The organism is Janthinobacterium sp. SUN120 (genome assembly GCF_030397735.1).
Lineage (GTDB): Bacteria > Pseudomonadota > Gammaproteobacteria > Burkholderiales > Burkholderiaceae_D > Janthinobacterium > Janthinobacterium kumbetense.
This window is the reverse complement of record NZ_JAPUBW010000005.1, coordinates 233792-258495: the sequence shown is the minus strand read 5'-3', so window position 1 is coordinate 258495 and position 24704 is coordinate 233792. Positions and strand designations below refer to the sequence as shown.

The 24704-nt window shown below is 63.4% G+C and carries 16 protein-coding genes; 12 read left to right on the top strand and 4 right to left on the bottom strand.

Annotated elements, in window-relative coordinates; all coding sequences use genetic code 11:
- Positions 1 to 63 precede the first annotated feature (63 nt).
- Both O0879_RS23875 and O0879_RS23870 read left to right on the top strand, forming a co-directional pair.
- Positions 64 to 1701, top strand: coding sequence for a sensor histidine kinase (locus O0879_RS23875; protein WP_289919144.1), 1638 nt, complete (start codon positions 64 to 66; stop codon positions 1699 to 1701).
- A complete protein-coding gene (locus tag O0879_RS23870; RefSeq protein ID WP_289919143.1) occupies positions 1698 to 2387 on the top strand; it encodes a LytTR family DNA-binding domain-containing protein in 690 nt (229 codons plus the stop codon). The genes O0879_RS23875 and O0879_RS23870 overlap by 4 nt, the downstream gene beginning before the upstream one ends.
- A 22-nt stretch (positions 2388 to 2409) precedes the next feature.
- Here O0879_RS23870 and O0879_RS23865 read toward each other — a convergent pair whose 3' ends face one another.
- Positions 2410 to 3282, bottom strand: a complete 873-nt coding sequence (locus O0879_RS23865; protein WP_289919142.1) for a M90 family metallopeptidase — start codon at positions 3280 to 3282, stop codon at positions 2410 to 2412.
- 278 nt (positions 3283 to 3560) lie between these two features.
- Entirely contained in the window at positions 3561 to 4061 is a 501-nt protein-coding gene (locus tag O0879_RS23860) for a winged helix-turn-helix domain-containing protein (RefSeq protein WP_010396453.1), read from the bottom strand.
- A gap of 479 nt (positions 4062 to 4540) precedes the next feature.
- Here O0879_RS23860 and O0879_RS23855 point away from each other — a divergent pair, with 479 nt between their 5' ends.
- The 10 genes from O0879_RS23855 to O0879_RS23810 all read left to right on the top strand — a co-directional run bounded on the left by O0879_RS23855 (position 4541) and on the right by O0879_RS23810 (position 16595).
- A complete protein-coding gene (locus tag O0879_RS23855) occupies positions 4541 to 4777 on the top strand; it encodes a hypothetical protein (protein ID WP_289899237.1) in 237 nt (78 codons plus the stop codon).
- Positions 4778 to 5159: 382 nt separating this feature from the next.
- On the top strand, positions 5160 to 6161 hold the full coding sequence (locus tag O0879_RS23850) for an ABC transporter substrate-binding protein (RefSeq protein ID WP_289906482.1): 1002 nt from the start codon (positions 5160 to 5162) through the stop codon (positions 6159 to 6161).
- A gap of 30 nt (positions 6162 to 6191) precedes the next feature.
- On the top strand, positions 6192 to 7013 hold the full coding sequence (locus tag O0879_RS23845; RefSeq protein ID WP_099380440.1) for an ABC transporter permease: 822 nt from the start codon (positions 6192 to 6194) through the stop codon (positions 7011 to 7013).
- An 11-nt stretch (positions 7014 to 7024) separates the two neighbouring features.
- A complete protein-coding gene (locus O0879_RS23840) occupies positions 7025 to 7816 on the top strand; it encodes an ABC transporter ATP-binding protein (RefSeq protein WP_077401587.1) in 792 nt (263 codons plus the stop codon).
- 234 nt (positions 7817 to 8050) lie between these two features.
- Positions 8051 to 9958 (top strand): ATP-binding protein, encoded by a 1908-nt coding sequence (locus tag O0879_RS23835; protein ID WP_289919141.1) that lies wholly within the window; start codon positions 8051 to 8053, stop codon positions 9956 to 9958.
- Positions 9945 to 11291: a sigma-54 dependent transcriptional regulator gene (locus O0879_RS23830; RefSeq protein ID WP_034758888.1), complete on the top strand. Its 1347-nt coding sequence runs from the start codon at positions 9945 to 9947 to the stop codon at positions 11289 to 11291. Before O0879_RS23835 ends, O0879_RS23830 begins: the two co-directional genes overlap by 14 nt.
- A 104-nt stretch (positions 11292 to 11395) precedes the next feature.
- On the top strand, positions 11396 to 11704 hold the full coding sequence (locus O0879_RS23825; RefSeq protein ID WP_251350771.1) for a hypothetical protein: 309 nt from the start codon (positions 11396 to 11398) through the stop codon (positions 11702 to 11704).
- Between the two features lie 75 nt (positions 11705 to 11779).
- The gene (locus O0879_RS23820) at positions 11780 to 12460 is read left to right on the top strand and encodes a hypothetical protein (RefSeq protein ID WP_289919140.1); all 681 of its coding nucleotides are present in this window, start codon (positions 11780 to 11782) and stop codon (positions 12458 to 12460) included.
- Positions 12461 to 12552: 92 nt separating this feature from the next.
- On the top strand, positions 12553 to 14871 hold the full coding sequence (locus O0879_RS23815) for a DUF3274 domain-containing protein (RefSeq protein ID WP_289919139.1): 2319 nt from the start codon (positions 12553 to 12555) through the stop codon (positions 14869 to 14871).
- Between the two features lie 101 nt (positions 14872 to 14972).
- Entirely contained in the window at positions 14973 to 16595 is a 1623-nt protein-coding gene (locus tag O0879_RS23810) for a DUF2875 family protein (protein WP_289919137.1), read from the top strand.
- Here O0879_RS23810 and pbpC read toward each other — a convergent pair whose 3' ends face one another.
- Both pbpC and O0879_RS23800 read right to left on the bottom strand, forming a co-directional pair.
- Complete coding sequence (gene pbpC / locus O0879_RS23805; RefSeq protein ID WP_354670199.1) at positions 16596 to 18713, bottom strand: penicillin-binding protein 1C; 2118 nt, start codon at positions 18711 to 18713, stop codon at positions 16596 to 16598. It lies immediately after the preceding gene.
- The gene (locus O0879_RS23800; RefSeq protein WP_289919135.1) at positions 18710 to 24469 is read right to left on the bottom strand and encodes an MG2 domain-containing protein; all 5760 of its coding nucleotides are present in this window, start codon (positions 24467 to 24469) and stop codon (positions 18710 to 18712) included. The genes pbpC and O0879_RS23800 overlap by 4 nt, the downstream gene beginning before the upstream one ends.
- Positions 24470 to 24704: the final 235 nt, after the last annotated feature.

Below are 24704 nucleotides of genomic sequence, written 5' to 3'. Positions count from 1 at the left end.
ACGGCACCGGCGTCGATGAAAATGTTGCAAAGGAGTAGCACATGAGCAGCTACAATGCCCGCCATGCCCTCCCTCTTCCGCTACCTGCTGCTGTGCTGCCTGGCCTTGCCCTCTTTCGCCTGCGCCATGCATCCGCTCTCGCTGGACGACGGCTGGCGCACCTGCGGCAACACGCCTTCCGCGCCCGCCTCGCTGCAGCAGCTGGTCCGGCCGGGCCAGCTGCTGTGCGTCGAGCGCGATGTCGCCCTGGCCGCCACGCCGTCGTCGACGCAATTGCTGGTGCTGTCGGCGCTGGCTGCCAGCGAGCTGTGGCTCGATGGGGTCTTGATCGGCAGCAATGGCCAGCCGGCTCGCCAGGCCAGCGGGGAACGCGCGGGCGACGTCGATTTCGCCCTCCACCTGAGGCCGCAGCAATTGGCCATGGGCACACACCACCTGCGCCTGCTGCTGTCGACGCAGCAGGTGCCGGCCCACCTGGCATCGCCATTCTATGCGCTGTACCTGGTCGACCGGCACGATTACCGCGCGGCGCTGGCCTGGTACCGGTTGCCGCCACTGCTGCTGGCCGGGGCGCTGGGCGCCGTCGCCCTGCTGTTTCTCGCCTTGACGGTACTGTACCAGCGGCAGCGGCACTGGGCCATGTTTGCGGCGCTGTGCCTGGCGGCGGCGCTGCTGCTGGTGGCGGAACTGTGGCGCAGCTTTGCCGGCTATGCCTATCCCTCGCACATGCCGCGCCTGTACGCCGTCAGCGCCCTGACGTGGCTGTTTTCCGCCTTGCTGCCCCTGTATTTTTATACGGCTTACCGCCTGCCCCGCTGGCCGCTGGCGGCGGCGGTCCTGCTGGCGGGCATCGCGCTGGCCGGCGCGCTGCCCACGCATTTCGACGCGCGCTGCTGGCTGATGTTTCTGACGGGCCTGGCGGCGAGCCTGGCGCTCAACCTGGGCGCCCTGTGGCGCCGCCTGCCGGGCAGCCGCGGCGGCACCTTGATCGCGCTGGCGTCGTGCGCCCTGTTCCTGCTGACGGGCAGCCAGTTTGCCGAAGGCGGCTTCGCCCTCGTCGTGTGCTTCCTGCTGCTGCCTGTATGCGCGCAATTGCTGGCGCAGCTATTGCGCGAACGCAGCAAGGCGGCGCGCGCCCAGCAGCTGGAAAACCAGCTCTTGCGCAAAAGCATGCAACCGCACTTCCTGATGAATTCCCTCAGCCTGATCAGCGAACTCAACGCGCAATCGCCGCAGGCGGCCGAAACCTTCATCGAAGCGCTGGGGGCCGAATTGCGCATGCTCAACGAATTCGCGCAGCAGCCCAGCATTGCCCTGACGCAGGAACTGGCCCTGTGCGAGAATTACCTGAGCATCATGGGCACGCGGCTGCAGCAGCCGTGCAGCCTGCTGCTCGACGGCGAGGCGGCGGGCATCACCGTGCCGCCCGCCCTGTTGCTGACGGCACTGGAAAATGCGTTCAGCCACAACCGCTACCGCCACGGCGCGGCCTTTATCCTGCGCATCGCACAACATGCGCAAACGCAAATACTTACCTTGCTGCTGCCCGAAGGCGAGGCGCGCCCCCATGCAGGCAGCGGCGTGGGCGAACAGTACATCCGCGCCAGCCTGCACGCCGTGTTCGGCGATGCGGCCAACTATGCCTGCGCACAGCATCCGGCAGGCTGGCGCCTCACCTTTACCTTGCCGGCGGCGCCATGAATGTGTTGATACTGGAAGATGAACCGCTGATCGCGCAAGGCCTCGAACGCGAAGTGCGCGCGCATTTCGGCGCGCGCCTCCGCAATCTCGTACTGCATGACAATGTGCCGCAAGCGCTGGCCGCCCTGGCGCAGGGGCAGATCGACCTGCTACTGCTGGATTTGAACCTGCATGGCGCGGACGGCTATGATTTGCTGCGTCTGGCCGCCGATGCGCGCTTCCAGACCATCATCGTCTCGGCCCACGCGGAACGCTCGATCACGGCCTTCGAATTCGGCGTGCTCGATTTCGTCGCCAAGCCTTTCAGCCGCGAACGCCTGCACAAGGCGCTGCAACGCTATACGGGGCGGCACACGGAAGCGGCTTCGCTGGCCGTCAAGAAACGGGGGGCACTGGAATGGATCGCCATGGCCGACATCGACCACGTGCAAGCCGATGGCCACTACAGCAATATCGTGCTGTGCAGCGGCGAGCAGTGCTTTCACGACTTGCCTATCGACAAGCTCATGGCCCTGCTGCCGCCCCACTTCCTGCGCGTGCACCGCTCCTACATCGTCAACAGCCTGGGCTTCAAGCGGCTGCAGATCGGCGCGGGCGGCAAATACGCGCTCGACACGCAGACGAGCACGGGCATCCCCGTGTCGCGCAGCAGCTATCCCGCGCTGAAACAGCGGCTGCTAGGCTGATATCGTCGAGTTAAAGCCAGACTTACCAGTGCGGTGCGTAGTTGGGGAATGGCGAGGCTATGTGTTCGGGTTCCACGGGCGGCGCCATCCAGTCGCGCGGGTCGACCTTGTAGTACTGCAAGAATTGCGCATACAGTTCTTCATGGTGTTCCGCCATCTGGTACGGCTTTTCAAAGAAGGTTTCCGTGGCCACGGCAAAGAATTCGGCGGGATTGGTGGCGCCGTAATGGTCCATCACGCTTTGCTGCTGGTACATGGCGTCGTGGCGCAGGTTGTCGAAGTCGCGCGACAGCACGGTGGCCCAGCTGCGGTAGCTCGACACGCTGGGCAGGTAGGGCGCGCCATTCGCGGCGCCCGATTCGCTGTCGAGCTGGTGGGCAAATTCATGCAGCACGACATTGTGGCCATCGCTCCAGTCGGCCGCGCCCCGCTGTACGTGGTCCCAGGCCAGCACCACGCGGCCATCGCCCCAGGATTCGCCCAGCAAGCCATTCGCCGACGGCGTCACCACGCCGCCCGGCCCCACTTCATTGCGCGTGACGATGAATTCCGTGGGATACACGAGGATGGTGTCGAGTTCGGGATACACCTGCGTCTGGCGGTTCAGCAGCAGCAAACAAGCCTGGCCGGCGATGGTGTAGCGCATCTCGTCCGTGATTTCCAGGCCGCCGCAGCCGACGAATTTCTTTTGATACAGGAATTGCACGACGAGGCGGCGCAACTGCTCCTGCAGCGGCGCCGGCATATGCTGATAGACGGGGATATTGTTTTCCAGCACGGCCAAGCCTTCTGCCGGCAAGGGTTTCGCCAAGGCACGCTTCAAACGCCAGCGGGGGAACCACAGCGAAAAGACGATGGCCGCCGTGACGAGGGCGATCCACAGCAGCGGGTTCATGCGGCGGCCCGTTTCAGAACAATAAGAGCAATGCAGGAGAACACGGCGTAGGCAGACAAGGACAAGCTCCTTCAAGTGAACCCGCACGGCGCGGGCAGCAGTCCAGCCCACATGGGGATGCTTGCAGTCTTTTCAATCAGACCACGTTCAATCGACTCACCTCGGATGGTTCGGCACAACGCCAAAAGCCGGGTCGCAACCCGGCTTTCGACATGCGTCTGATAATACGAACTACAAGCGACGCCCGCCAGCCGCCAGGCGGCCGTTCAAGCGCCGTATTACTCGGCAGCCTTTTGCTGCGGCGCACCAAACAGGGCGGCGACCAGCGGATCGCGCGTCACGGGACCACGGTTGACGCGGATGGCGTAATGCGTGTCATCGGCCAGGATGTGGAAGTGACGGCCGCTGCCTGCCATGCTTTGCTCGCGCAAGCCTGGACGATCCTTGCGCGGTGGCGCGCCTTCGCGTTTTGGCTGGACGATGGCGGCCAGGAAGGCGCGCACGCGCTCAGGGTCTGGCGTCAGCTGGTACACTGCCTTGCCCAGGTAGGTGGCGGTGCCTTCGATGTAGCGGGCCAGTTCGATCACGCCCGCTTCGCGCAGGTCGCGGATGTATTTGCGGGCGCCCGATGGCGAAAACTTGAGGAACCAGGCGATTTCGTCGGCCAGCATCTCGTGCAGCGACAATTCGCCGATCAGCTTTTGCATGTTTTCGATGCGGCGCAGGGTGGCCGACGTCGAACGCACGCGCTCGATCGGTGCCATGGAAATGGGATTCATGCGTTCCGGGGGGATAGGTGCTGCGCGTTCTACCATTTGCGAGCCTTTTTCGGGGCTACGAAGTTCCTGGTGCGCTGCCTTTAATTCGCTCTTCACGTGAGACTGAGTCATTGCATGCATTTGAATACTCCTTTTAAACGATTGCCGGTAGCCCGGATTGTTAAGTTCTTGGCAATTTTTATACCAGAACACCACGAATCCTGAGCGTCTGGGCACAGAATGCCCGTGTCGGCGGCTGCGGTCTGTGCGTTAACGAACATTAGAAGCAAGAAAGTGAAAAATATTGCCCTATTGAATTCTTTCTCTCGTGACATCTAAAAAAGACATCTAAAAACCCGGCATGACGAGCCTGTGCCGCCATTCGTGGCGCAAAGTGAAATAGCGAACAGAAGCGGAAACGCCATTGCAATAAATTCAAGCTTCGCGCGCGGCGCCTGCCGCCCGCATCGCGAATCTTCGACCCTTGCAAAGGAAACATCATGAAAATGCCCGCCCTGTTGGCCGCCGCCTTGCTTGTCACCCTGTCCGCCTGTAAGAAACCGGCCGAGCCGCCCCTGCCCGAAACGGCGCCCAATCCCGCTTCCACCCCGCAAGTGATGCCTGCCCCCGTCACGCCAGCCATGCCGGACGCGGGTTCCGGCAGCACGACGCCGCCTGCGCCGCTGACCGATCCCGCCACCGCGCCCGCCCTGCCGCCGGCCACGGCGCCGAAGTAAAGCCTACAGTCGAGGCCGGCACACGACCTCAGACGGGCGCCCGCGCGGCGCCACCCCTACTCCACGGGGGAGTTACGCGTTGCCAGCCTGTTTGCAACGCGTTTTTTTACGATTGGAGTCGGCCACGCCCTGAAGGTTCACCGGCATGCGGCTCCGAGAATGCGGCAATCCGCACAGCCTTTCCCCTCGTCGTGCGGAAAGACGGAATCTCGCCATTTCCCATTTTCACTAGATTCAAATTAAACCTTTATAAACAATCACTTGCAATAAATGTCAAAATGCGCTCCACTGGCACGGAAGATGCTTTTATATTTTCATAACCGCCGTCAGAGCGGCAGCCCGACCCACTATATAAAACCATCTACCTTTTGGAGACAACAGCATGGCACGCACCTTCCGCATCTCGTCCTTCCTGAACACCAAGGCACTGACCGTCGCCGTCGCACTGGCCGCGCAATTCCCGCTGGCCGTCCATGCAGCCGACCTGGTCCGCCTGGGCAACCTGAAATTCGCCCATTACGGCGCCGTCGCCTACATGAAGGAAATCGCGCCCAAATACGACTTGAAAATTGAAGAGCGCATCTTCGCCAAGGGCCTCGACATCGTGCCGGCCATGATCGCCGGTGAAATCGACGTGTCCGCCAGCGCGCTGGAAGCGGCCATCACGGGCCGCGCCACGGGCTTGCCCGTGTACCTGGTGGGCGGCTTCGCCAAGGGCGGCGTGCAGATCGTCGGCCGTCCCGACCTGAACATCAAGGGCATCGCCGACCTGAAAGGCAAGAAAGTCGGCGTCACGCGCGGCGGCCCGCAGGAAATCCTGCTGTTTGCCGAATTGACCAAGGCCAAGCTGACCTGGTCCGACAAGCCGGGCAAGGACGTGCAGATCCTGTACATGGGCTACCCGGACCTGAACCAGGCGCTGCTGACCAAGGATATCGACGTCATGAGCCAGTCCGAGCCGTACTCGACCCAGGCCATCCACAAGAAATACGGCGCGGCCATCATCAAGCCTTACGACACGCCGCTGGGCGAGCCCGTGCGCGCGCTCGTGATGACGGAAAAGATGTACAAAGAGAAACCTGCCGTGGCCCAGCGCTTCATGGATTGCTTCGTCGCCGCCACGCGCGCCTTCCTGGCCGACCCGAAACTGGCGGAAAAATACGTGCGCGAATCGATGTTCAAGAACCAGATCACCACCGAGGATTACCGCGACGCCATCGACAACGCCATCTTCACGGAAGACATCACGCAAAGCCACGTGCAGCTGACCACCGATTACATGGTGAAATTCGGCGTGGGCCGCATGGCCAAACCGCCTGCAGCACAGGATTGGGTCAAGCTGGACCTGCTGGACAAAGCCAAGAAGTCCTATGTTCCACGCTAACCATGACCACGCTAATCTGAAAGTATCACGATGAATATTCAAATGATGAAACGCTTCGCGCACGGTGCCGCCGTGCCCGTGGCCGTGCTGCTGCTGTGGCAAGCCATGTCGACGTTCGGCTGGATCAACCCGCAAATCCTGCCCTCGCCCGTGGCCGTACTGGTGAAATGGTATGAATACCTGGTGCCGATGGAAGCCTACACGCCCGAAACGGGCAATTACCTGGTGTGGATGTTCTCCGGCGAGTTGCCGCATGACGCCTGGGCCAGCCTGTCGCGCGTGCTGGGCGGCTTCGCCATCGGCGCCGGCCTGGCATTGCCGCTGGGCTTGCTGATGGGCACCAACAAGACCATCTATAAACTGTTCGACCCGCTGGTGCAGGTGCTGCGCCCGATTCCGCCCATCGCCTACATTCCGCTGGCCATTTTGTGGTTCGGCCTGGGCAACCCGCCCGCCTTCTTCCTGATCAGCATCGGCTCCTTCTTCCCCGTGCTGATGAATACCATCGCCGGCGTGCGCCAGGTCGACGGCATCTACATCCGCGCCGCGCGCAACCTGGGCGCCAGCCAGATGACCATGTTCCGCCGCGTCATCCTGCCGGCCGCCACGCCCTACATCCTGGCGGGCGCGCGCATCGGCATGGGCACGGCCTTCATCGTCGTGATCGTGGCGGAAATGATCGCCGTCAATAGCGGCCTCGGTTTCCGCATCCTGGAAGCGCGCGAATATTTCTGGTCTGACAAGATTATCGCCGGCATGTTCACCATCGGCCTGTTCGGCCTGGCCATCGACATGGCCATGAATGCCCTGAATAATCATTTGCTGCAGTGGCACCGCGGCCTGGAACACTGAGAGGAACGGCCATGACCACGATCAATATCAATGCAGTCAATAAAATCTTCACCACGGGCGGCGCGGACGTCATCGCCCTGAAGGATATCAACCTGGAAATCGCCAGCGGCGAGTTCATTTGCCTGCTGGGACCGTCCGGCTGCGGCAAGTCGACCCTGCTCAACGCCATCGCCGGCTTTTCGCAACCGACCTCGGGCCAGATCCTGGCCGGCGGCAAGCTGATCACCGAACCCGGTCCCGACCGCGGCATGGTGTTCCAGGAATATGCGCTGTTCCCCTGGATGACCATCGAAAGCAATATCGCTTTCGGCCTGGAAATCGCCGGCAAGACGCCGGCCGAAATCAAGGAACGGGTCGACATGCTGCTGAGCATGCTGGGCTTGACGGAATTCCGTGCCCGCTACCCGAAAGACTTGTCGGGCGGCATGCGCCAGCGCGTGGCGATTGCCCGCGTGCTGGCCCTCGATTCGCCCATCATGCTGATGGATGAACCGTTCGGCGCGCTGGACGCCTTGACGCGGCGCAACCTGCAAGATGAATTGCTGAAAATCTGGAAAGTCTTCGGCACCACCATCGTGTTCGTCACGCACTCGATCGAGGAATCGATCTACCTGGCAGACCGCACCATCGTCATGACCTACCGTCCCGGCACCATCAAGCGCGACGTGGCCATCGAACTGCCCCGCCCGCGCGACCCGAGCGACCCGGAGTTCAACCGCCTGAAGCGCATGCTGGGCGAGATGGTGATGGAAGAGCAACAGCGTCATCATAACGCCGAGACCATGGCCAGCACCGCTGATTAGTGGTGTCTGACCAAACCTACTGCGCGTCGGTATAGGCGGCCTGCGATGCTCACCGTACTAGAGTACGGTTCCGCTTCTCGGCCACCTCTCCCTTCCGCTCGCTACGGTTTTGTCAGACACTGCAACTTTGCATGTCAGTCGTAAATCAGGATTCACCCATTCGGGTGAATCCCGCCGTACACTACCATTCCTTCTTTGCGGCACACGCAAGCTTAACCCGACACACGGAGCACCATGGCATTCGGCAAATGGACCCTGAGACCCGCGCTCGGCCCCCTGCTGGCCGTGGGATCGCTGGTCGTGCTGACGTGGGCGTCGTATGCCTGGGTCAAGCAGCGCCAGCTCGATGAATTGCACCGCACCCTCGATTCGCGCGCGGAACTGTATGCGGCGTCCATCGGCGGCGCCCTCAACAAGTACGAATTCCTGCCCCTGGCCGTGGCCCAGAGCGATGCCGTGGCGCAATTGCTGGAACAGCCCAGCGCCGACAAGGTCACGCAGATCAACGCCTACCTGGTCGACATGAACCGCCGCGCGGGCGCCTTTGCCGTCTACGTGCTCGACGACAAGGGCACGACCCTGGCATCGAGCAACTGGCAAGACCGCAGCTCGTATGTGGGCGTCAACTACGGTTTCCGGCCCTACTTCAAGGATGCGATCGCGGGCGGCATCGGCCGCTTCTACGGCATCGGCGCTTCCACCTTCGAGGCCGGCTATTTCATTTCGCAACCCGTGCAGCGCAACGGGCGCATCATCGGCATCGTCGCCGCCAAGGTCAACCTGGACTGGATCGAGCAATCGTGGCGCACGCCCGGCGCCGGCGAACAGATCTGGGTCAAGGATGCAAATGGCGTGCTGATCCTGGCCACCACGCCCGCCTTCAAGTTCAAGACCCTGGCGCCCCTGGCGCCGGCCGCGAAGAACGATATCAGCGCGCAGCGCCAGTTCCTGCAGGAAAATCTGCCCATCTTGCCGCACCGGTTGCGGCGCCAGTTTGCCGACGGCGCCAGCGTGATGACGCTGGAACGTCCGCAGACGGGCGATACGCCCGCCCTGTCCGGCAGCGCCGACTATCTGGCCGTGAACCGCGCTCTGGGCCCGCTGCAATGGCAGATCACCGTGCTGGCCGAGCTCGACCAGGTCGACGAGGCGGCGCGCAACGCGGCCATCGCCGCCGCGCTGGGCTGGGCCTTGCTGCTGCTGGCCCTGATGTATGCGCGCCAGCGCCGGCGCCGCATCGCCGACAAGCTCAATGCGCAACAGACGCTGGCGCGCGCCTATGAACAGCTGGAAATCAAGGTCGAGCAGCGCACGGCCGACCTCGTGCATGCGAACGGCCGCCTGCAGGCGGAAGTGGCCGAGCGCGAGCGGGCTGAGCAGACCCTGCGCTATGCCCAGGCGGAATTGGTGCAAAGCGGCAAGCTGGCGGCCATCGGCCAGATGGCGGCCGGCGTCACGCACGAGCTGAACCAGCCGCTGGCCGCCCTGCAAACCTTTTCCGACAATGCCAAGGTGTTCCTGGCGCGCGGGCGCATCGACGACGCGCTCGACAACCTGTCGACCATTTCCGACCTCGTCAAGCGTCTCGGCTATGTGACGTCGCAACTGAAAGGCTTTGCGCGGCGCAGCGACGATGCCCGCAAACCCGTCAGCGTGCGCCAGGCGTTTGCGCAAACCATGCTGCAAATCCGCACGCGCAAGCATTCGCAGCGCCTGACCCTGCATGAAAGCTGGCTGGAGGACGACATCATCGTGCTGTGCAACGCCATTGGCCTGGAACAGGTGTTTACCAATCTGATCACGAACGCCATGGATGCCGTGCCGGAAAACGAGCCCGTGCAAATCTGGTTCCAGGTGCGCCGCGAAGGCGACCTCGCCGTGCTGCATATCACCGATAATGGCCCCGGCATTCCGCTCGCTTCGCTGGACAAGATTTTCGACCCCTTCTATACCACCAAGGAACACGGGCTGGGCTTGGGATTGTCGATCAGCGCTGGCATACTGCGCGCGGCCGGCAGCGCATTGGCCGTGCGCAACCGCAGCGCGCAGGAAGGGGGCGGCGCGCAATTTACCATCACCCTGAGCTGCGCCCCGGGGGAAAAGAATAAAGAGACAGAGGAAACACCCGATGCACGAGAATAATTTTGAAGGCATGCAAGTGCTGCTGGTGGAAGACGACGCGGTCGTGCGCAAGGGCGCGCGGCAATCGCTGGAACTGGCGGGCTTGCAAGTGACCGCCGTCGCCACGGCCGAAGAAGCGCTGCCCTACCTAGTGCCGGAATTTGCGGGCATTTTATTGAGCGATATCAAGCTGCCCGGCATGGATGGCTTGAAACTGCTCGATATCGCCGTGGCGCAGGATGCCAGCCTGCCCGTCATCCTCGTCACGGGCCACGGCGACGTGTCGATGGCCGTGGGCGCCATGCGCCGTGGCGCCTACGATTTCATCGAAAAACCGTTTTCCGCCGACTTGCTGGTGGAAGTGTGCCGCCGCGCCCTGGATAAACGCCATTTGGTGCTGGAAAACATGAACTTGCGCCGCCAGCTCGAACAGCGGGTCGGCATCGAGGCGCGCATCGTCGGGCGCAGCGCGGCCATGGCCAAGGTGCGCCAGCTGGTGCTGAACCTGGCGCCGAAATCGGCCGACATCATCATCCTCGGCGAAACGGGGACCGGCAAGGAACTCATCGCCCGCTGCCTGCACGATTTCAGCGAGCGGCGCGACCACCCGTTCGTGGCCATCAACTGCGGCGCCCTGCCCGAATCGATCTTCGAATCGGAACTGTTCGGCCACGAAGAAGGGGCATTCACGGGCGCGCAGCGCCAGCGCATCGGCAAGATCGAGTACGCCAACGGCGGCACTTTGTTTTTAGACGAAATCGAAAGCATGCCGCTGGCCCTGCAAGTGAAACTGCTGCGCGTGCTGCAGGAACGCCAAGTGGAGCGGCTCGGTTCCAATAAATTGATTTCCGTCAATTTCCGTGTCATCGCCGCCGCCAAGGAAGACTTGAATGTGCTGGCCGAACAAGGGAAATTCCGGCCCGACCTGTATTACCGCCTGAACGTGGCCAGCCTGACCCTGCCCGCGCTGCGCAACCGGCGCGAAGATATCCCGCTGCTGTTCGAGTTCTTCGTGCTGCAGGCAGCCTTGCGCTACGGCCAGCCGGCCGCCCTCGTCAGCGGCGAACTGATCGCCTCGCTGATGGCGCAGCGCTGGGCCGGCAATGTGCGCGAGCTGCACAATGTGGCCGACCGCTTCGTGCTGGGCCTGCTCGACGACACCCTGAGCCCGGCAGGCTGCCGAGAAGCATCCTTGGCCGAACAAGTCGACACCTTCGAAATTTCCATCATCGAGGAAGCCTTGCGCCGCCACAATGGCAACGTCATCGACGCGGCTGCCAGCCTGAATATCCCGAAGAAGACCCTGTACGACAAGCTCAAGCGCTTCGATATCTCGACGGAACAGTTCCGTTGATCTGAAGCAAATAGCCGACACGGCCATGAGGCGGCGTCCTACCCGTGCGGACGGACTCCTGTGTGAGAATGCAAGCTCAACCTCATTTCTCACAGGATACCGCCATGAAAACCGCCGCTCTCTTGCTGGCCGCCACCCTGATGACCGTCGGCGGCGCCTGGGTGCAAGCCCAGTCGACGACGAATGTGAACCAGACGGGCAACCACACCAACAATGCCAGGGACCCTGGCCAGCAATCGGACCAATCCGACAAGCTCGATAACAAAGGCAAGCCGATCCACGACGCCAAGCCCGGCAAGACGCGCACGGACAAGCGCACGCGGCGCGGCAAGCCCGTGGCCACGCCGGACACCCCGGCCGCCAGCGGACCGGCCACCGCGCCGCCAGCGACGCCAGTCGCGCCGGCCCGCTAAGTCTGCCTCCAGCGCTGCGCCACATTGCTCCAAGGCACGCTATCATCGCGCCTTTGCAATATATCCAGGATGACAATGAAAGCAGTATGGTGTGGAATGGCGGCGGCCAGCGTATTCGCGGCCGCGAGCGTACAGGCGGCGCCCACGGTGGGCGAATGCATGGAATTGACGACAGGCATCAAGTTCAGCAAGAACAATGGCGATGCGCAAGTCAACGTCGAGGAGATGTTCGAAGGCAAGAAACAAAAGGGCACGCAGCTGATCCTCGACGGCGGCGTGCTGCTGGCCACGTCCTACCAGGATATCCGCGACGGCCAGGTCTTCCTGACGGGCGCCATCCATTACAACGAAGACGGCACCGTGCGCAGCAAGAACGCCTACACGCCGCAGTCCGCCATCCCCGCCAACATGCGCCCCGGCCAGGAAGTGCGCGTGCAGTTCACGGACACGCGAACGGACACCCACTACCCGCTGGCGGGCCTGTCGGACAAGATCACCACCTCCACGCGCACGGATAAACGCGATTTCTCGATCACCTTCCTCGGCTGGGAACGCCTGGAACTGGGCGGCCGCCGCTTCCCCGACGCCTGCAAGTTCGAACTGCGCGACGTCGGCGGCAAGAGCAAGGGTAAAAGCGGTGAATACGTATGGTACGCGCAAGGCTATGGCGCGATCATGACGGACAAGCTAGACAAGGATGGCGACGTGCAGCCCGCGTACCGCATCGCGCTGACGAAGATCATCAGCGCGCCGTAAGGACACCTTCTTTTCCGCAATGCTTGCGGAAACGCAATTAATCCACCATCCCGCCCCTCTACACTGACCTGTCTGGTCAGCCTGGAGCGGCGATGGCGTATCCCAAACTTCCGTATATCAGCGGCAAGAGCACCGCCCTGCTGCACTGCGACCGCACGCAGGAAGCCATCGTGCGCATCCGCCCCGAACTGCCGGGCAACGTCATCGTCATCCATGGCGTCAATGACGTGGGCACGAGTTTCAGTGCCGTGGAAAAGGGGCTGTGCCAGGGACTCGACGCGCGCATGTACGGCGGCGGCCACGTTTTCACCCCTGCCGCCTACCGCCTGCCGCAGGAGGCTGACAAGCGTGAAACCATCGCCGACCCGGACGATGTGTATTTCAAGCGCAAGCCTGATGAGGCGACGTACAGCCCCGTCATTCCGTTTTACTGGGGCTTTCGCGAACGCGGCAACGCCAGCAAAGTGGTCAACGGCCAGAACACTGACCGCTACGGCAACCGCCTGGACAAGGACATGTCGAAGAACGGCGGTCCGTTCGGCAATGCCACCAACACCCTGCCCGACATGTGGAACAAGGGGCTGTTTTCACCCTACGATGTTGGCGGCGACCCCGTGCGTCCGCTGATGACGGCGCCGGGCCGCATGTACATGGTGCTGGCGGCCAAGCGCCTGGCCGCGCTGATCGCCATGATCCGCGACTACGACAGCGACGACGTGGTATCCATCGTCGCGCACAGCCAGGGCTGTCTGATCTCGCTGCTGGCGCAAGCCTTCCTGCTCGATGAGGGCAAGCGCCCCGCCGACACCCTGATCCTCACGCATCCGCCCTACAGCCTGGTGGAAGACACGACGATGTTTTTCGGCGCGGCGGAGGCGAGCCGCATCTTCGGCGGCGGCCGCGATGCTGCGATGGAAAGCCAGTACGACGCCATCGACAACCGCCAGACCCTGCATGCACGCTTGCAAACCCTCGTACAGATCGTGCAGGGCGTGGTGGCAAAAAAGCACACCACGCCCGCCTTTGCGCACATCAAGGATCACACTATCTGCCATGGCATGGCGGGCGCCGCATGGCGCGCGGAAGCGGACCGCGACAACCGGGGCAAGGTTTATCTGTACTTTTGCCCCGAAGACATGACTGTGGCGCTGGATAATATGCAGGGCATAGGCTGGCAAGGCATACCCGACCACGTCGATGGCCATGGCCTGTCCAAAACCAAGGGTAAGACGAACAAAAGCATCTGGGGCGACGGCCCCACCTACTGGGAAAAGGAATTCCAGCGCCGCCAGCCGCTGGCGGAACTGGGCAAAGGGTTTTACCAGCGCGTATTTACCAACAAACAACGCCCCGATGCGGCCGGCAAGAACCGCGGGCCCGTGCCGGTGGGCCCGCCGCCGCACGACTTCGCCCTGCGCGTGGAAGGCGAGGACGACCATGCCCACGTGGCGGGCGCCAACCGGGGTCACCGCGCCAGCCATGACGAAGCGCCCTGGCCGCCCGTCAAGCCCAGCAAATGGAATGTCTTTTCCACGGAAGCGAAACGGCGCGAAGGCTTGCGCACGATCAATGGCGAAGCGCTGCGCGTACCCACGAAGGCCGTGTTGGACGGCGGCGAGATCCGCCCTGGGCAATTCCCGAAGGATTCCGACCAGGCCAGGCTGCCGCGCGACCAGCAAGGACCGTGCGAGGAAGTCGACCCGATCGACGCGGCCATCGCGGTGACCAGCAAGAAAGGTTTGCGCATCCGCAAGCAGGAAATCATCGCCGATCCGCGGCCGCTCAAGCATCGCATTCCCGAGTACGGCGCCGGCATGTTCGGCGCGGGCGAGCGCGAGCAAGTGGAAAAGGCCCTGAACCTGGGCAAGGAAGCGGGCGACCAATGCAAGCTCGACCGCGTCTCGCGCCACCCGGGCGGTGGCGACAGGCTGCGCGTGGACCGCGAAGAAACCCCGAACGAGGCGCGCCAGCGCTGGCAGAACGAGGTCAGCCCCAAATCCTTCCACGGCGCCATCATCGGCAACGCGGAAAACCACCGCAACGTGACGGCGTATGACGTGGCCATCGGCGGGGGCAAGGCCAGCAGCGATCCGAGGTTTTACCGGTATTTGTGTGCGGTGGCGGATTGGCGGCTGCAAAACGACAAAAAAAATCCTATAAGACAATCCATCCTGAGATGGGAGGATTTCATGAAAAAATTTGCAGCCTATTGGGCTGCAGAACCTCTACAACGCAAGCAAATCATTGAAGGTAATGCCCATTATTACAGTTCGGGAGAGTTACCAGCCTTTGTGCCCGCATTGCAAGCAGGCCTGCCGTCTACCGTCATTTGTGAAATAGTCAACGGTAGGCGCACTGAGTCGCTCATCACTCCGGTCGTCCATAAATCAAGCGACGATATTCCAAGATGAAAAATTTATTCCCACGCTGGCAGTATTCGATTGGTGCAGCTGCCATCGTGTTGGCACTGCTACTAATGTTCATTCCATCCCCTTTCTTGCTGGAGTTCACAATGAGCAGAAAAATATGGAAGCACCTGCAATGGTTCTTGCTGATCCCCCCCATCGTGGCAGCTACATTGCTCGGCTCTCGCTGGCTGCATTCGCCCAAGCCCGTGGCCGTCGCAAAGCCGCAAGTGCAGCAGGCGGCGCCTAGCGAACAGGACAAGCGGGAATATGTGCTGGAAGTGATCGGTCTCGGCGTCACCCTGGACAAATACCGGCAGGGAAAACTGTGGGAAGCGCTGCAGCAGGGAAACGCCTATGCCAGCATCCGCGAACAGGACAAGGAAAAGTACACCTGGGATGCCATGCAAAGAGCTGGAATAGCAGGTGGCCGCGGTGGCGACACACTGGAGAATGGGGCGAGGGATACTCCCATGTATTTTGGCGTCCCCGTTTTCAATGCTGAGCCACCAATCTTTAATTCGCGCATGCTGGACAGCCCCGACTCTCCAGCCATAGGCCTGGCCGGTGGCGCCGCGTCATCCGGTCTGCACTGGCATCTGTTCGCCAGTGGTCCACGCCGCCTGAGCGAACATCCGGACCGCATCCTGGAAGACGTGTTCGCCTTTTTCGATGCCCATCCCGACGTGCCTTACATCGTGCTCAATTCTGAAGACAGCATGCCAACGCGCAACCTGTACAGCCCGGACAACTCTCCGCCGCTCACACATGACGGCCGCTACATTCCCGAAATGCCCGACGCCTCGGCCCTGTTCGTGCTGGCCCGGCGCGAACGCATCGATGCCGTGCGAAAGTTCGCCTACGACGATGCACCGCCCGAGGATAGCGTCGATGACTTGAATACCTACGGCGTGGCGCGGCGCCTATATCTGGCCTACTATGACTTGATGGGCACCGTGCCCCAGGAACGTCTGGAAAGCGACCCGGCAGCCACCACCCGGCGCCAGCCCTCAATCGCCGAATGGCTGCCCGTCGCCGCACAATTCGCCCGGCGTCCCGACATCCGTGGCACGGGCAGCTTCAGCATGCTCGACAAGCTCCAGCACAAGACCTATCACCCGCCGAAAGAGTGGCAGCCCACGCCCTGGTTTCCTGTGCCCTTCAACAAGGAACAGTTGGCGCAACTGGACCGCCTGCCGACCTTCGGCTTCATCCACAGGCCCACGTTCGTCAGGATGACGGATGAACACGGCAAGCCGCTCACGCGCCGCGACCAGCGCGAACAAGCCTTGCAGGCGGGCTGGCAGGAGGCCCTGCACAGCTTGCCGGAAAGCGAACGTCCCGCCGCGCCGGCGCGCCTGGTCGCCGCCACGGGCGGCAATCAGGCACAGTTGGTGGCGCTACACAAAACCTTGCTCAAGCATGCGGAAGATGGCGGCACGGAACTCGACAGCGGCAAGCCGCAGCAGTGGATCGATACGGACCAGCGCCTGGGCAACACGGGCGCGGCCACTCTGTTCGTGCAAATGGCCGTCGGCGTGATGGGCAGCTACCGCGACGGCGGCGTCAGCGCCGTGGTGAATCTGCGTAATCCGGAAGAAGCGACCATCGTGCTGGTCAGTCCGCCATCGGACGAAAGACGCCGCACGCAAAAACACCCGCACGGCGGCGATGTATTGCGGCATTACGTCACGCCAGCCATCGACCCGGCGAACTATCCATCGAACTGATTACTTACCCTGTGCGGCAAGCTGCGCCAGCGCATTCCCCCGCACCTGGAACGCCACCTGCGCCACCGTCTTGCCTGCGTCGTCGACGAGGGCCAGCGCGTGCTTGCCGGGCACGGGGCGCCAGCTGATGCTCTCCGCCGCGCCGCCCAGGTCCTTGCCGTCGAGCACCCAGCGCAAGTCGCGGCTGCCCTGGGCCTGGAAGAACACGCGCTGCAGGGCGGGCGGGATGTCGGGATCGATGGCGAGGATGCTGTCGTCGGCCGGATACACGATGGCGGGCGGCTTCACGGTGTCGCCCACGACGGCGATGACGGGGCTTTCCGTGCCCGCGATAAACCATTCGCGGCGCGGCGCTTCCAGCGCGGGCTGGTACGCCACCATTTGCTGCAGCACGCCGGGCGGCGCTTTCGGGGCATGGCTGGGCACGTTCTTGTGCAGGTAATCCATGACGTCGCGCCACACGGGCGCGGCGCCCGTCACGCCCGACACGTCCCACATGGGCTTGCCGTCGAAGTTGCCCACCCACACGCCCACCGTGTAGCGCGCCGAGTAGCCCATGCACCAGTTGTCGCGCATGTCCTTGCTCGTGCCCGTCTTGACGGCGCTCCAGAAATTCGTCCCCAGTTCGTTGCGCAAGCCAAAGGTCATGCTGCGCGCGGCGCGGTCGGCCAGGATGTCGCCCACGATGAAGGCGGCGCCCGCTTCCATCACGCGGCGTTTGTCCTTGCCCGCCTGGCCCGGCTGCAGGCTGGCCGTGCTGTACAGCCCGCCATTCGCCAGCGCGCGGTAGGCGTTGGCCAGTTCCAGCAAGGTCACTTCGGACGAACCCAGCGCCAGCGAAGGGCCGTAGTATTCGGCCGGCTCCGTCAGGCTCGACAAGCCCACGTCATTCAGACGGTTGTAGAAGCCATCCTGCCCCGTCAGCAACACCGTGCGCACGGCGGGAATATTGAGCGAACTGGCCAGGCTGGTGCGGGCGCTGACGTATCCCTTGAAATTGCGGTCATAGTTTTGCGGCGCATACATGCCGGACGCCGTGGCGACGTCGAGCGGCGAGTCGTCCATGACGGACGCGGCCGTCATCAGGCGGCGCTCGATGGCCAGTTCATACAAGAATGGTTTCAAGGTGGAACCAGCCTGGCGCAGGGCCGCCACGCCGTCGACATGGCTGCCGCCCGCATTGCCGACATAGGCGAGAATCTCTCCGCTGCGGTTGTCGAGCACGATGATGGCGCCATCGTTGACATTGCGCTCGCGCAAGGATGCCAGTTGCTGGCGCAGATTTTCCTGCGCGAAACGCTGCAAGGCGCCATCCAGGGTGCTGGCCACTTGCGCGCCCGGCTGTTTCAACAGTTGCTGCGCCACTTGCGGCGCCGGCGCCAGCTCCGCATACAGGGCGTTGCGCTGCAAGGCCGTCTGCACGCGCTGGCCGATCAGCTGGCAACTGCTGTCCATGCGCCATTCCTTCGCCAGCGCGCAGGCGCGGCGCGTGACGGTGGCCGGCGGCGCGTTCGGCGCCCGCACGAGGCTGGCCAAAATGATGCCATCCGTCTGGTTCAGGCCCGACGGCGCCTTGCCGAACAAGCTGTACGAGGCGGACGCGATGCCCTGCAATTCGCCGCGGAACGACACGAGGTTCAAATACGCCTCGAAAATCTGCGCCTTGCTCCAGCTATCCTCGATGGCCTGGGCAGCGCGCATCTGGTCCCACTTCTGGCGCAGGCTGCGTCCGCCCGAGGACGCCTGCAAGTCCGCATCCAGCTGGCCCGCCAGCTGCATGGTGATGGTGGAAGCGCCCCGGGGTTTCTTGGAAAACAGATTGTCCCAGGCGGCCGTGGCCAGCGCGGACACATCCACGCCGCCGTGGCGCATGAAGCGCTGGTCTTCCGCCAGCAGCACGGCTTGCTGCACGGCGGGAGAGATGTCGGCCAGCGGCACCCACGGCAAACGCCGCACCTTCATGTCCACGCGCAAGGATTGCAGGGGCGCGCCGCTGCGGTCCAGCAATTGCGCTTCCGAACTGCGGTAGGCGGCCTGCACCTGGGCCGGCGTCAGGACCACCTCGGCGAAAACCTGGCCGGCCAGCAGGCAGCCCGTGACAAAAATCAAACTCTTCACTGTCCCACCTTCACATTCGCGTTCGGCGACTCGCCAAACATTTCCGGCGAATACATCGCTTCGATGCGCGTGGCGGGCAGGCTGAAATCCCCGGCATTGTTCAGGCGCACCGTGTATTCCACGCTCCAGTTACCCTTCGGCACGAAGGCGTAATAGGCGCGGAAGGCGTCGAAAGCCCGCTCCTCGAACGTGGGCCAGACCCAGCCCGTGGATTTTTCGCCGGCCGTCAGCAGCTGCGAATCGCGGCCCAGGCCGTTGCCCAGCACCGTGGCGCTGGCGGGAATCGGGTCGTCGACCACCACCCAGCTCATGTCCGCCTGCGCGGACAAGTCCAGGCGCACGCGGTAGACGTCGCCGCGCGACCAGGCGCCCGCCGTCTTCTGTTCCACTGGCGTAATGGTTTTCTTGATCGTGTAGCCGCTGGACACGGGCGCCTTGAGCGGGATGGCGGCCAGGCTTTGCACAGTGGCCCACGGTTTGCCCGTGCCGCTGTGCGCCAGGCCCAGGGTGTCCGTGCCCTTCGGCCACGCTTGCAGCACGGGGCCCACTTTCGCCGCGCCATTCCACACGAGCGCTTGCGTATCGCTGCCCAATTTGACGGCGCTGGCGCCCGTCACGGGGGTGGACTCGAACTTGGCCGAGAACTTGGCAATCGCCAGGGTACCCCAGGCGTTGGCCACCGTGGTATCCCAGCGGCCCTTCTTCTGGCGGCCCATGCTGCCGCGCACGAGGCGGCCGATGTCGTCTTTCCACGCGGGATTGTCCAGCACGGCCAGCAACAGCCGGTTGGCGTTGACGTCGCCCGACACCATCAGCCACCACCAGTTATCCTTGCGCTCGGTGGAAAAGCCCATGGTCGTGCCCTGGAAGTTCAAACGGCTGCGCAAGATCTGCTGCGCCTCGGCCAGCAATGCATCGCGGCGCGCCAGGCTTGGCGTGCGTTGCAGCAACAAGCTCCAGTCGATGACGGCCGACGTCGGCCACAGGTTCGGATTGATGCTGATGCTCTCCAGCGCATCGGGCGGCACCTTGTTCGAACGCGACAGCGCTTCCAGCGCGGCCAGCTTGCGCACGGCCAGGTCGGTCGTGTCCAGCGCGGAACGGCGCACGATGCGGCCTTGCACGAAGGCCGTCAAGGCTTCTTCCATGCGGTTCTTCGTCTGTTCGGGAATCGCATAGCCCGCCTCCCTCGTTGCCGACAGCACATACGCCGTCAAGCTGTCGCTGCCCTGCTCCATGATGGGGAAGTATTTCAGCATGCCATCGCTGTCCAGGTAGGCGGGCAAGCTGGCGGCCAGCTTGTTCCACGCCTCCTGGTCTTGCAGGGCGATGGATTTCGACGTGTTTTGCTCGAAGCAGGTGTACGGATACGCAGCCATGTACTCGCGCACGCCGGGCAACTCGCCGCCCAGTTTGGCGACAAAGCTGGTCTGGATGCCGCCCCGGCCCGGCAAGGCGCCGGCCGGCATTTGCACGGACATATTGACGGGCTTGTCGATCTGCTGCAAGGTGGCTTGATAGGTGCGCACGGGCGTGGCCTGGCCCACTTTTTGCGTGATTTTCAGCTTGTCCGTAGTGTTGCCAGACCCGCTACCCGCCTTCGCGGCGATCTCCCACACAATCTGTTGCGCACCGAGCGGCACCTGGTAATCCCAGCCCACTTCGCGCGCTTCGCCCGCCGCCAGGGTCACACTCTGGCGCGGCAAGGCCTTGCCAGCAGCGCTGGCATTGAGTTCCACGTTCAAGGATGCGACCGAGGTGTTGCGCACGGTGAATCCCGCGCGCAACTGGTCGCCTTCGCGCACGAGGGTCGGCAAGCCCGACATCAGGATCAAGTCTTGCGAGCTGCGGATGTCCGTGCTACCCGTGCCAAACAATTCCTTGCCGGCACTGGCGATGGCGACGATGCGGAAGCCCGTCAGCGAATCGTTGAGCGGCACTTGCACGGTCGCTTCGCCCTTGGCGTCGAGCTTGACGGTGCCCTTCCAGAACAGCAGGGTGTCGAACAGCTCGCGGCTGGCGCCCTTGCCGCCGCCACCGCCGGCCGGAAACGCCTTGCGGCCGAAGTGGCGCTTGCCGATCACCTGCATCTGCGCCGTTGCCGTTTCCACCTGCAAGCTGCGCTGCGCCATCATGGTATCGAGCAACTTCCAGCTATCGTTGGGCATCAATTCCAGCAAGCCCGTGTCGACGGCCGCCAGCGCCACTTCCGCGCCGGCCGGCAAGGCTTTACCGTCGGCGCGGCGCACGCGCACGGACACTTCCGCCTTGTCGCGCGTTTTATACACCTCCTTGTCGGACACGACCATCACGTTCAGTTCATGCGCCTGCCACCCCACGTTCAGCGATGCGATGCCCATCTTGTAGGCCGGCTTGCCCAGGTCGACCAGGGCCGTCGGCTGCACGCCATCTACCCTGCCCCGCACGACAAACACGGATACATACACATTCGGCGCGTAGTTCGGTTTGACAGGGATAGTCACCACCGGTTCCCGGCCATTAAGCTGGCGCACATAGGTGTCGAGGATACCTTCGCGCTCGACCGTGATCAGGGCCGTGCCCGAGCGGAAGGGCATGCGCACTTGCAAGCTCGCTTCCTGGCCCGGTTCATAGCGTTTCTTTTCAGGCAACACATCGATGCGGTCATTGTCGCTGGCGTTGAACCACCAGTCGCCGCTGCCGGCCACCCAGGTTTCGCGGTTGGCGACGGCCGCATTGCCGGCACTGTCCTGCGTGCGGGCGCGCAGTATCAGATTGCCGCTGGCGGGCGCCTTCACGTCGCAGATCAGCAAACCTTTGCTGTCCGTCTTGCCCGAGCACGCGGGGCCCAGCTTGACCACTTCGCTGCTGTTTTCATACGCATAGAAGCCGCCGATCAGGCGCCGGCGGTGCGAATAGCTGTTGCGCTGGAAGAAATCGACGGCGACCGGAGCGTTCGCCACGGGCTTGCCATTGGTGCCCAGCACGGCGACCGTGAACTTGAACGCATCCTTGCTCAGGGCCCAGGCGTCGGGCTTGATGCCGATCACATAGTTGGACGGCCACAGCGGCACCCGCGCAGCCACCGAGGCTGTCTCGCCATTCGCATCCTGGAAAGCCATTTCCGCCACCAGGTCGCGCGGCGTGGACAGCTGCGGCAGCTGGTCGATGACGATGCGTGCGCCGCCCGCCTTGTCCAGGGTCAAGCTTTGCGTGCGCGCAGCCGCCGCGCCGGCGCCGGCCGCGCCATGGCCTTCGTCCTGCCATTCGCCCTCATCGTCGTCGTAGCCCGTGCCCTGTTTCACCAGGCCTTCCTTTACGTCGCCATTGCTGAAGCTGTAATCGGGATAGTCGGCAAACGTCACGCTCTTGTCTTGCAGCACCGTACGCAGCTTGACGGGCGCATTCGTGGCGGCGCCGCCGGCCAGATAGGTGATTTGCGCATCCAGGGCCAGCTGCTTCGCCTGCACGGCGGGGGCCTTCGGTCCCTGCAGCACGGCTTTCATGGTCGGCACGCGGAACGCTTCTACGCGGAAACTGCCGGAAGGACGGCCCGCCATCGTCACGCTGTACTCTCCCTGCTTGGCGTCGGCGGGAATGAGCCAGTCGCTTTCCGCCGTGCCGCTGGCGGACCAGCGCAGGGGCAACTGGTAGTTCTGGTCGCTGCCCTGGTGCGTGATGACGATGGAGGTGGCGCTGCCGGGGCCGTTGTTCTTGTCGACCAGGCTCATGCCTTCGCCCGTGTGCTTGCGGATGAAATGCTTCATGTGCACGGTTTCACCGGCGCGCAGCAAGGTGCGGTCGAATACCGTGGCCAGCAGGGTGTTGTCGGCGCGCGTGTCGTCCGTGGGCAAATTGAAGCGCCAGGCTTCGATGCCGCCCACCCAGTCCGACAGGGTGAACGTCATGTCGCCGCCGCTGCGCGCACTGATGAAGTAGCGGCCATTGTTCTTGCAGCTGGAATTGGCCAGCTCGCCGGGAATGTGCGCCACGCCGTCCGCGCCCGTGGCGCCTTGCCACAGCAGCTTGCCGGCGCAGTCGCGCACGGCCACTTGCGCTTTCGCAACAGGCGCGCCCTTGTCCAGCGACGTCACCCACACGAGCGACGATTGCGCGCCATGCTTGAAGTGGGCCGCCAGGTTCGTCACCAGCGCGGCCGTGCGGATGTAGGCCGTCGTCGGTTTGCCCAGCAGCACTTTGCCCAGGATGGGGCTGGCCAGCTCCACCACGTAAAAGCCCGGCTTCTGCAACGGGATGCCGATCACTTCAAAGGTTTTCTTGCCATCGGGGCGCGGCAGGCTGATGGGGCGCGTACCGGCCGCGTCCGCCAGCACGGATTTGCTCATGTTGCCCGCATACTGGGCGTACGGCTGCCAGTACTCTCCCCCGTCGCCATTGCCGGCCAGGCGCCGCATCCACTCGATGATGAACTTGTCGTCATTGTCGGGCACGCGCAAGGTGGCGCCGCTGGCGGCGGCTGGCTGGGCGATTTCCTTGCCAGACAGCACGGGCTCGATATTGCGCACCGTCACGGGCAGCAAGCCGTCGCCCTTCGCTTCGATGATGCCGAACGGGGCCGGGAACTTGAGCAGCGGCGGCTGTTCGCCCGTGCGCACCGTCATGGGGAAGCGCGCGCGGTTGAGCAAGGCGCGGCCCGCGTCATCCGTCAATTTCGGCGGCAAATTCAGCACGAAGCTGGCTTGCACGGGAAACGGACCGTTGAAGGTGGCGCCGTACAGGAATTCCGCCTTTTCCTCGTCTTTTGATATCGTCGGCGCATACGTCTTGCCGCCCCCCTTCAGGGTCATAGCGCGCACTTGCGCCGCGCTCACGGGCGCGGAAAACTGCACGCGCATGGGCAGGAAGGGAATGCACTGCTCCTTGGGATTGCTGCGCTCGCAGCTGAACTTGGCCGTGAAATCGGGCCGCGTCTTGAACTGCAGGGTTTGCGCCTTGTCCGTGGCAATGCCGCTGGCGCTGGCAATGCCCTCGCCCCACACGAGCGACACCTTGGCGTTGGCGGGGAAGCTGCGCTTGCATTGCAGCACGGTAACGGGCAGCGGCGGCGCGCCCTTGCTGGCGACGGGCATGCCCACCTTCCACAGCGTGCCCCGCTTCTTGAAATACACGGTCAGGTAGCGGTCGAGAAAACTCTTGCGCAGGGTCAATACCTGCTCCAGTTCCTTGCCTTTGAGCAAGCGCACGGGAATCTTTTCATTGATGCCATCGGCGCGGCAATACGCGTTGGCGGCCACGCTGGCCTCGTTCGGCGCGGCGTCCAGGCCCAGCACGAAGATCTGGTTTTCATCGATATACGGCTGGCCGTCATACGGTACGGCCTCGACGATGGCCGGGCCGCCCGTGGAAAAGCGGTAAGCGCCAGTGCCCTGCAAGGCCTGGCCCGCCACGTCCTTCAACCCCGCTTTCAAGGTAAAGCTGCAGGCCACGCCGGCCGGCAAGTCGCGCTCGAAATCGTAGTTCCAGTTGCGCTCGTCGGCCCAGCGTCCCGCGCCCGCCACGACGGCAGGCTCGGCCTTGCCGCAATCGATGGCGAACGGCGCGGGCAAGCCCATGTCGCCGAACGGCACCATCGGCGTGGCGAACTGGGCCCGCACCTGGCGCACGGCCTTGACCGTGCCGCTGGGCGAAAACAGGGACACGCCGCTATCGGCCCAGGCCGGCATGGCCAGACCCGGCGACAGCAGCAGGCCCAGCAGACATAGCGGGCCCAGTTTGCCAGACAGCGGGGAGGAAACAACACGGGGGTGATCAGGCACGGGTGACTCCTTGATGAAAAGTGGCGGAGCTGGCTGCGGCGCGTAAAAGTTGCCTGGAAGAAGCCCGGCAAGGCAACAGAACGCGGCAGGAATACAACATCAATGTAATATTAGTTATCAAGCTCATCATTGTTGCTAATATACAGTGGCACGCTGGTAACAAGTCGTACGATTGCCTCTGGTCGCGGCGCCAGGAAGTGGCCGTGATTGCAAAAGTTTCCCGAGGCGAATTAGT

Bases quoted from the DNA above. Each gene is read 5' to 3' on its own strand.
- O0879_RS23825 (WP_251350771.1), top strand. From the start codon at position 11,396: ATGAAAACCGCCGCTCTCTTGCTGGCCGCCACCCTGATGACCGTCGGC.
- O0879_RS23870 (WP_289919143.1), top strand. From the start codon at position 1,698: ATGAATGTGTTGATACTGGAAGATGAACCGCTGATCGCGCAAGGCCTC.
- O0879_RS23855 (WP_289899237.1), top strand. From the start codon at position 4,541: ATGAAAATGCCCGCCCTGTTGGCCGCCGCCTTGCTTGTCACCCTGTCC.
- O0879_RS23845 (WP_099380440.1), top strand. From the start codon at position 6,192: ATGAATATTCAAATGATGAAACGCTTCGCGCACGGTGCCGCCGTGCCC.
- O0879_RS23835 (WP_289919141.1), top strand. From the start codon at position 8,051: ATGGCATTCGGCAAATGGACCCTGAGACCCGCGCTCGGCCCCCTGCTG.
- O0879_RS23830 (WP_034758888.1), top strand. From the start codon at position 9,945: ATGCACGAGAATAATTTTGAAGGCATGCAAGTGCTGCTGGTGGAAGAC.
- O0879_RS23815 (WP_289919139.1), top strand. From the start codon at position 12,553: ATGGCGTATCCCAAACTTCCGTATATCAGCGGCAAGAGCACCGCCCTG.
- O0879_RS23875 (WP_289919144.1), top strand. From the start codon at position 64: ATGCCCTCCCTCTTCCGCTACCTGCTGCTGTGCTGCCTGGCCTTGCCC.
- O0879_RS23860 (WP_010396453.1), bottom strand. From the start codon at position 4,061: ATGAATCCCATTTCCATGGCACCGATCGAGCGCGTGCGTTCGACGTCG.
- O0879_RS23840 (WP_077401587.1), top strand. From the start codon at position 7,025: ATGACCACGATCAATATCAATGCAGTCAATAAAATCTTCACCACGGGC.
- O0879_RS23810 (WP_289919137.1), top strand. From the start codon at position 14,973: ATGAGCAGAAAAATATGGAAGCACCTGCAATGGTTCTTGCTGATCCCC.
- O0879_RS23850 (WP_289906482.1), top strand. From the start codon at position 5,160: ATGGCACGCACCTTCCGCATCTCGTCCTTCCTGAACACCAAGGCACTG.
- O0879_RS23865 (WP_289919142.1), bottom strand. From the start codon at position 3,282: ATGAACCCGCTGCTGTGGATCGCCCTCGTCACGGCGGCCATCGTCTTT.
- O0879_RS23820 (WP_289919140.1), top strand. From the start codon at position 11,780: ATGAAAGCAGTATGGTGTGGAATGGCGGCGGCCAGCGTATTCGCGGCC.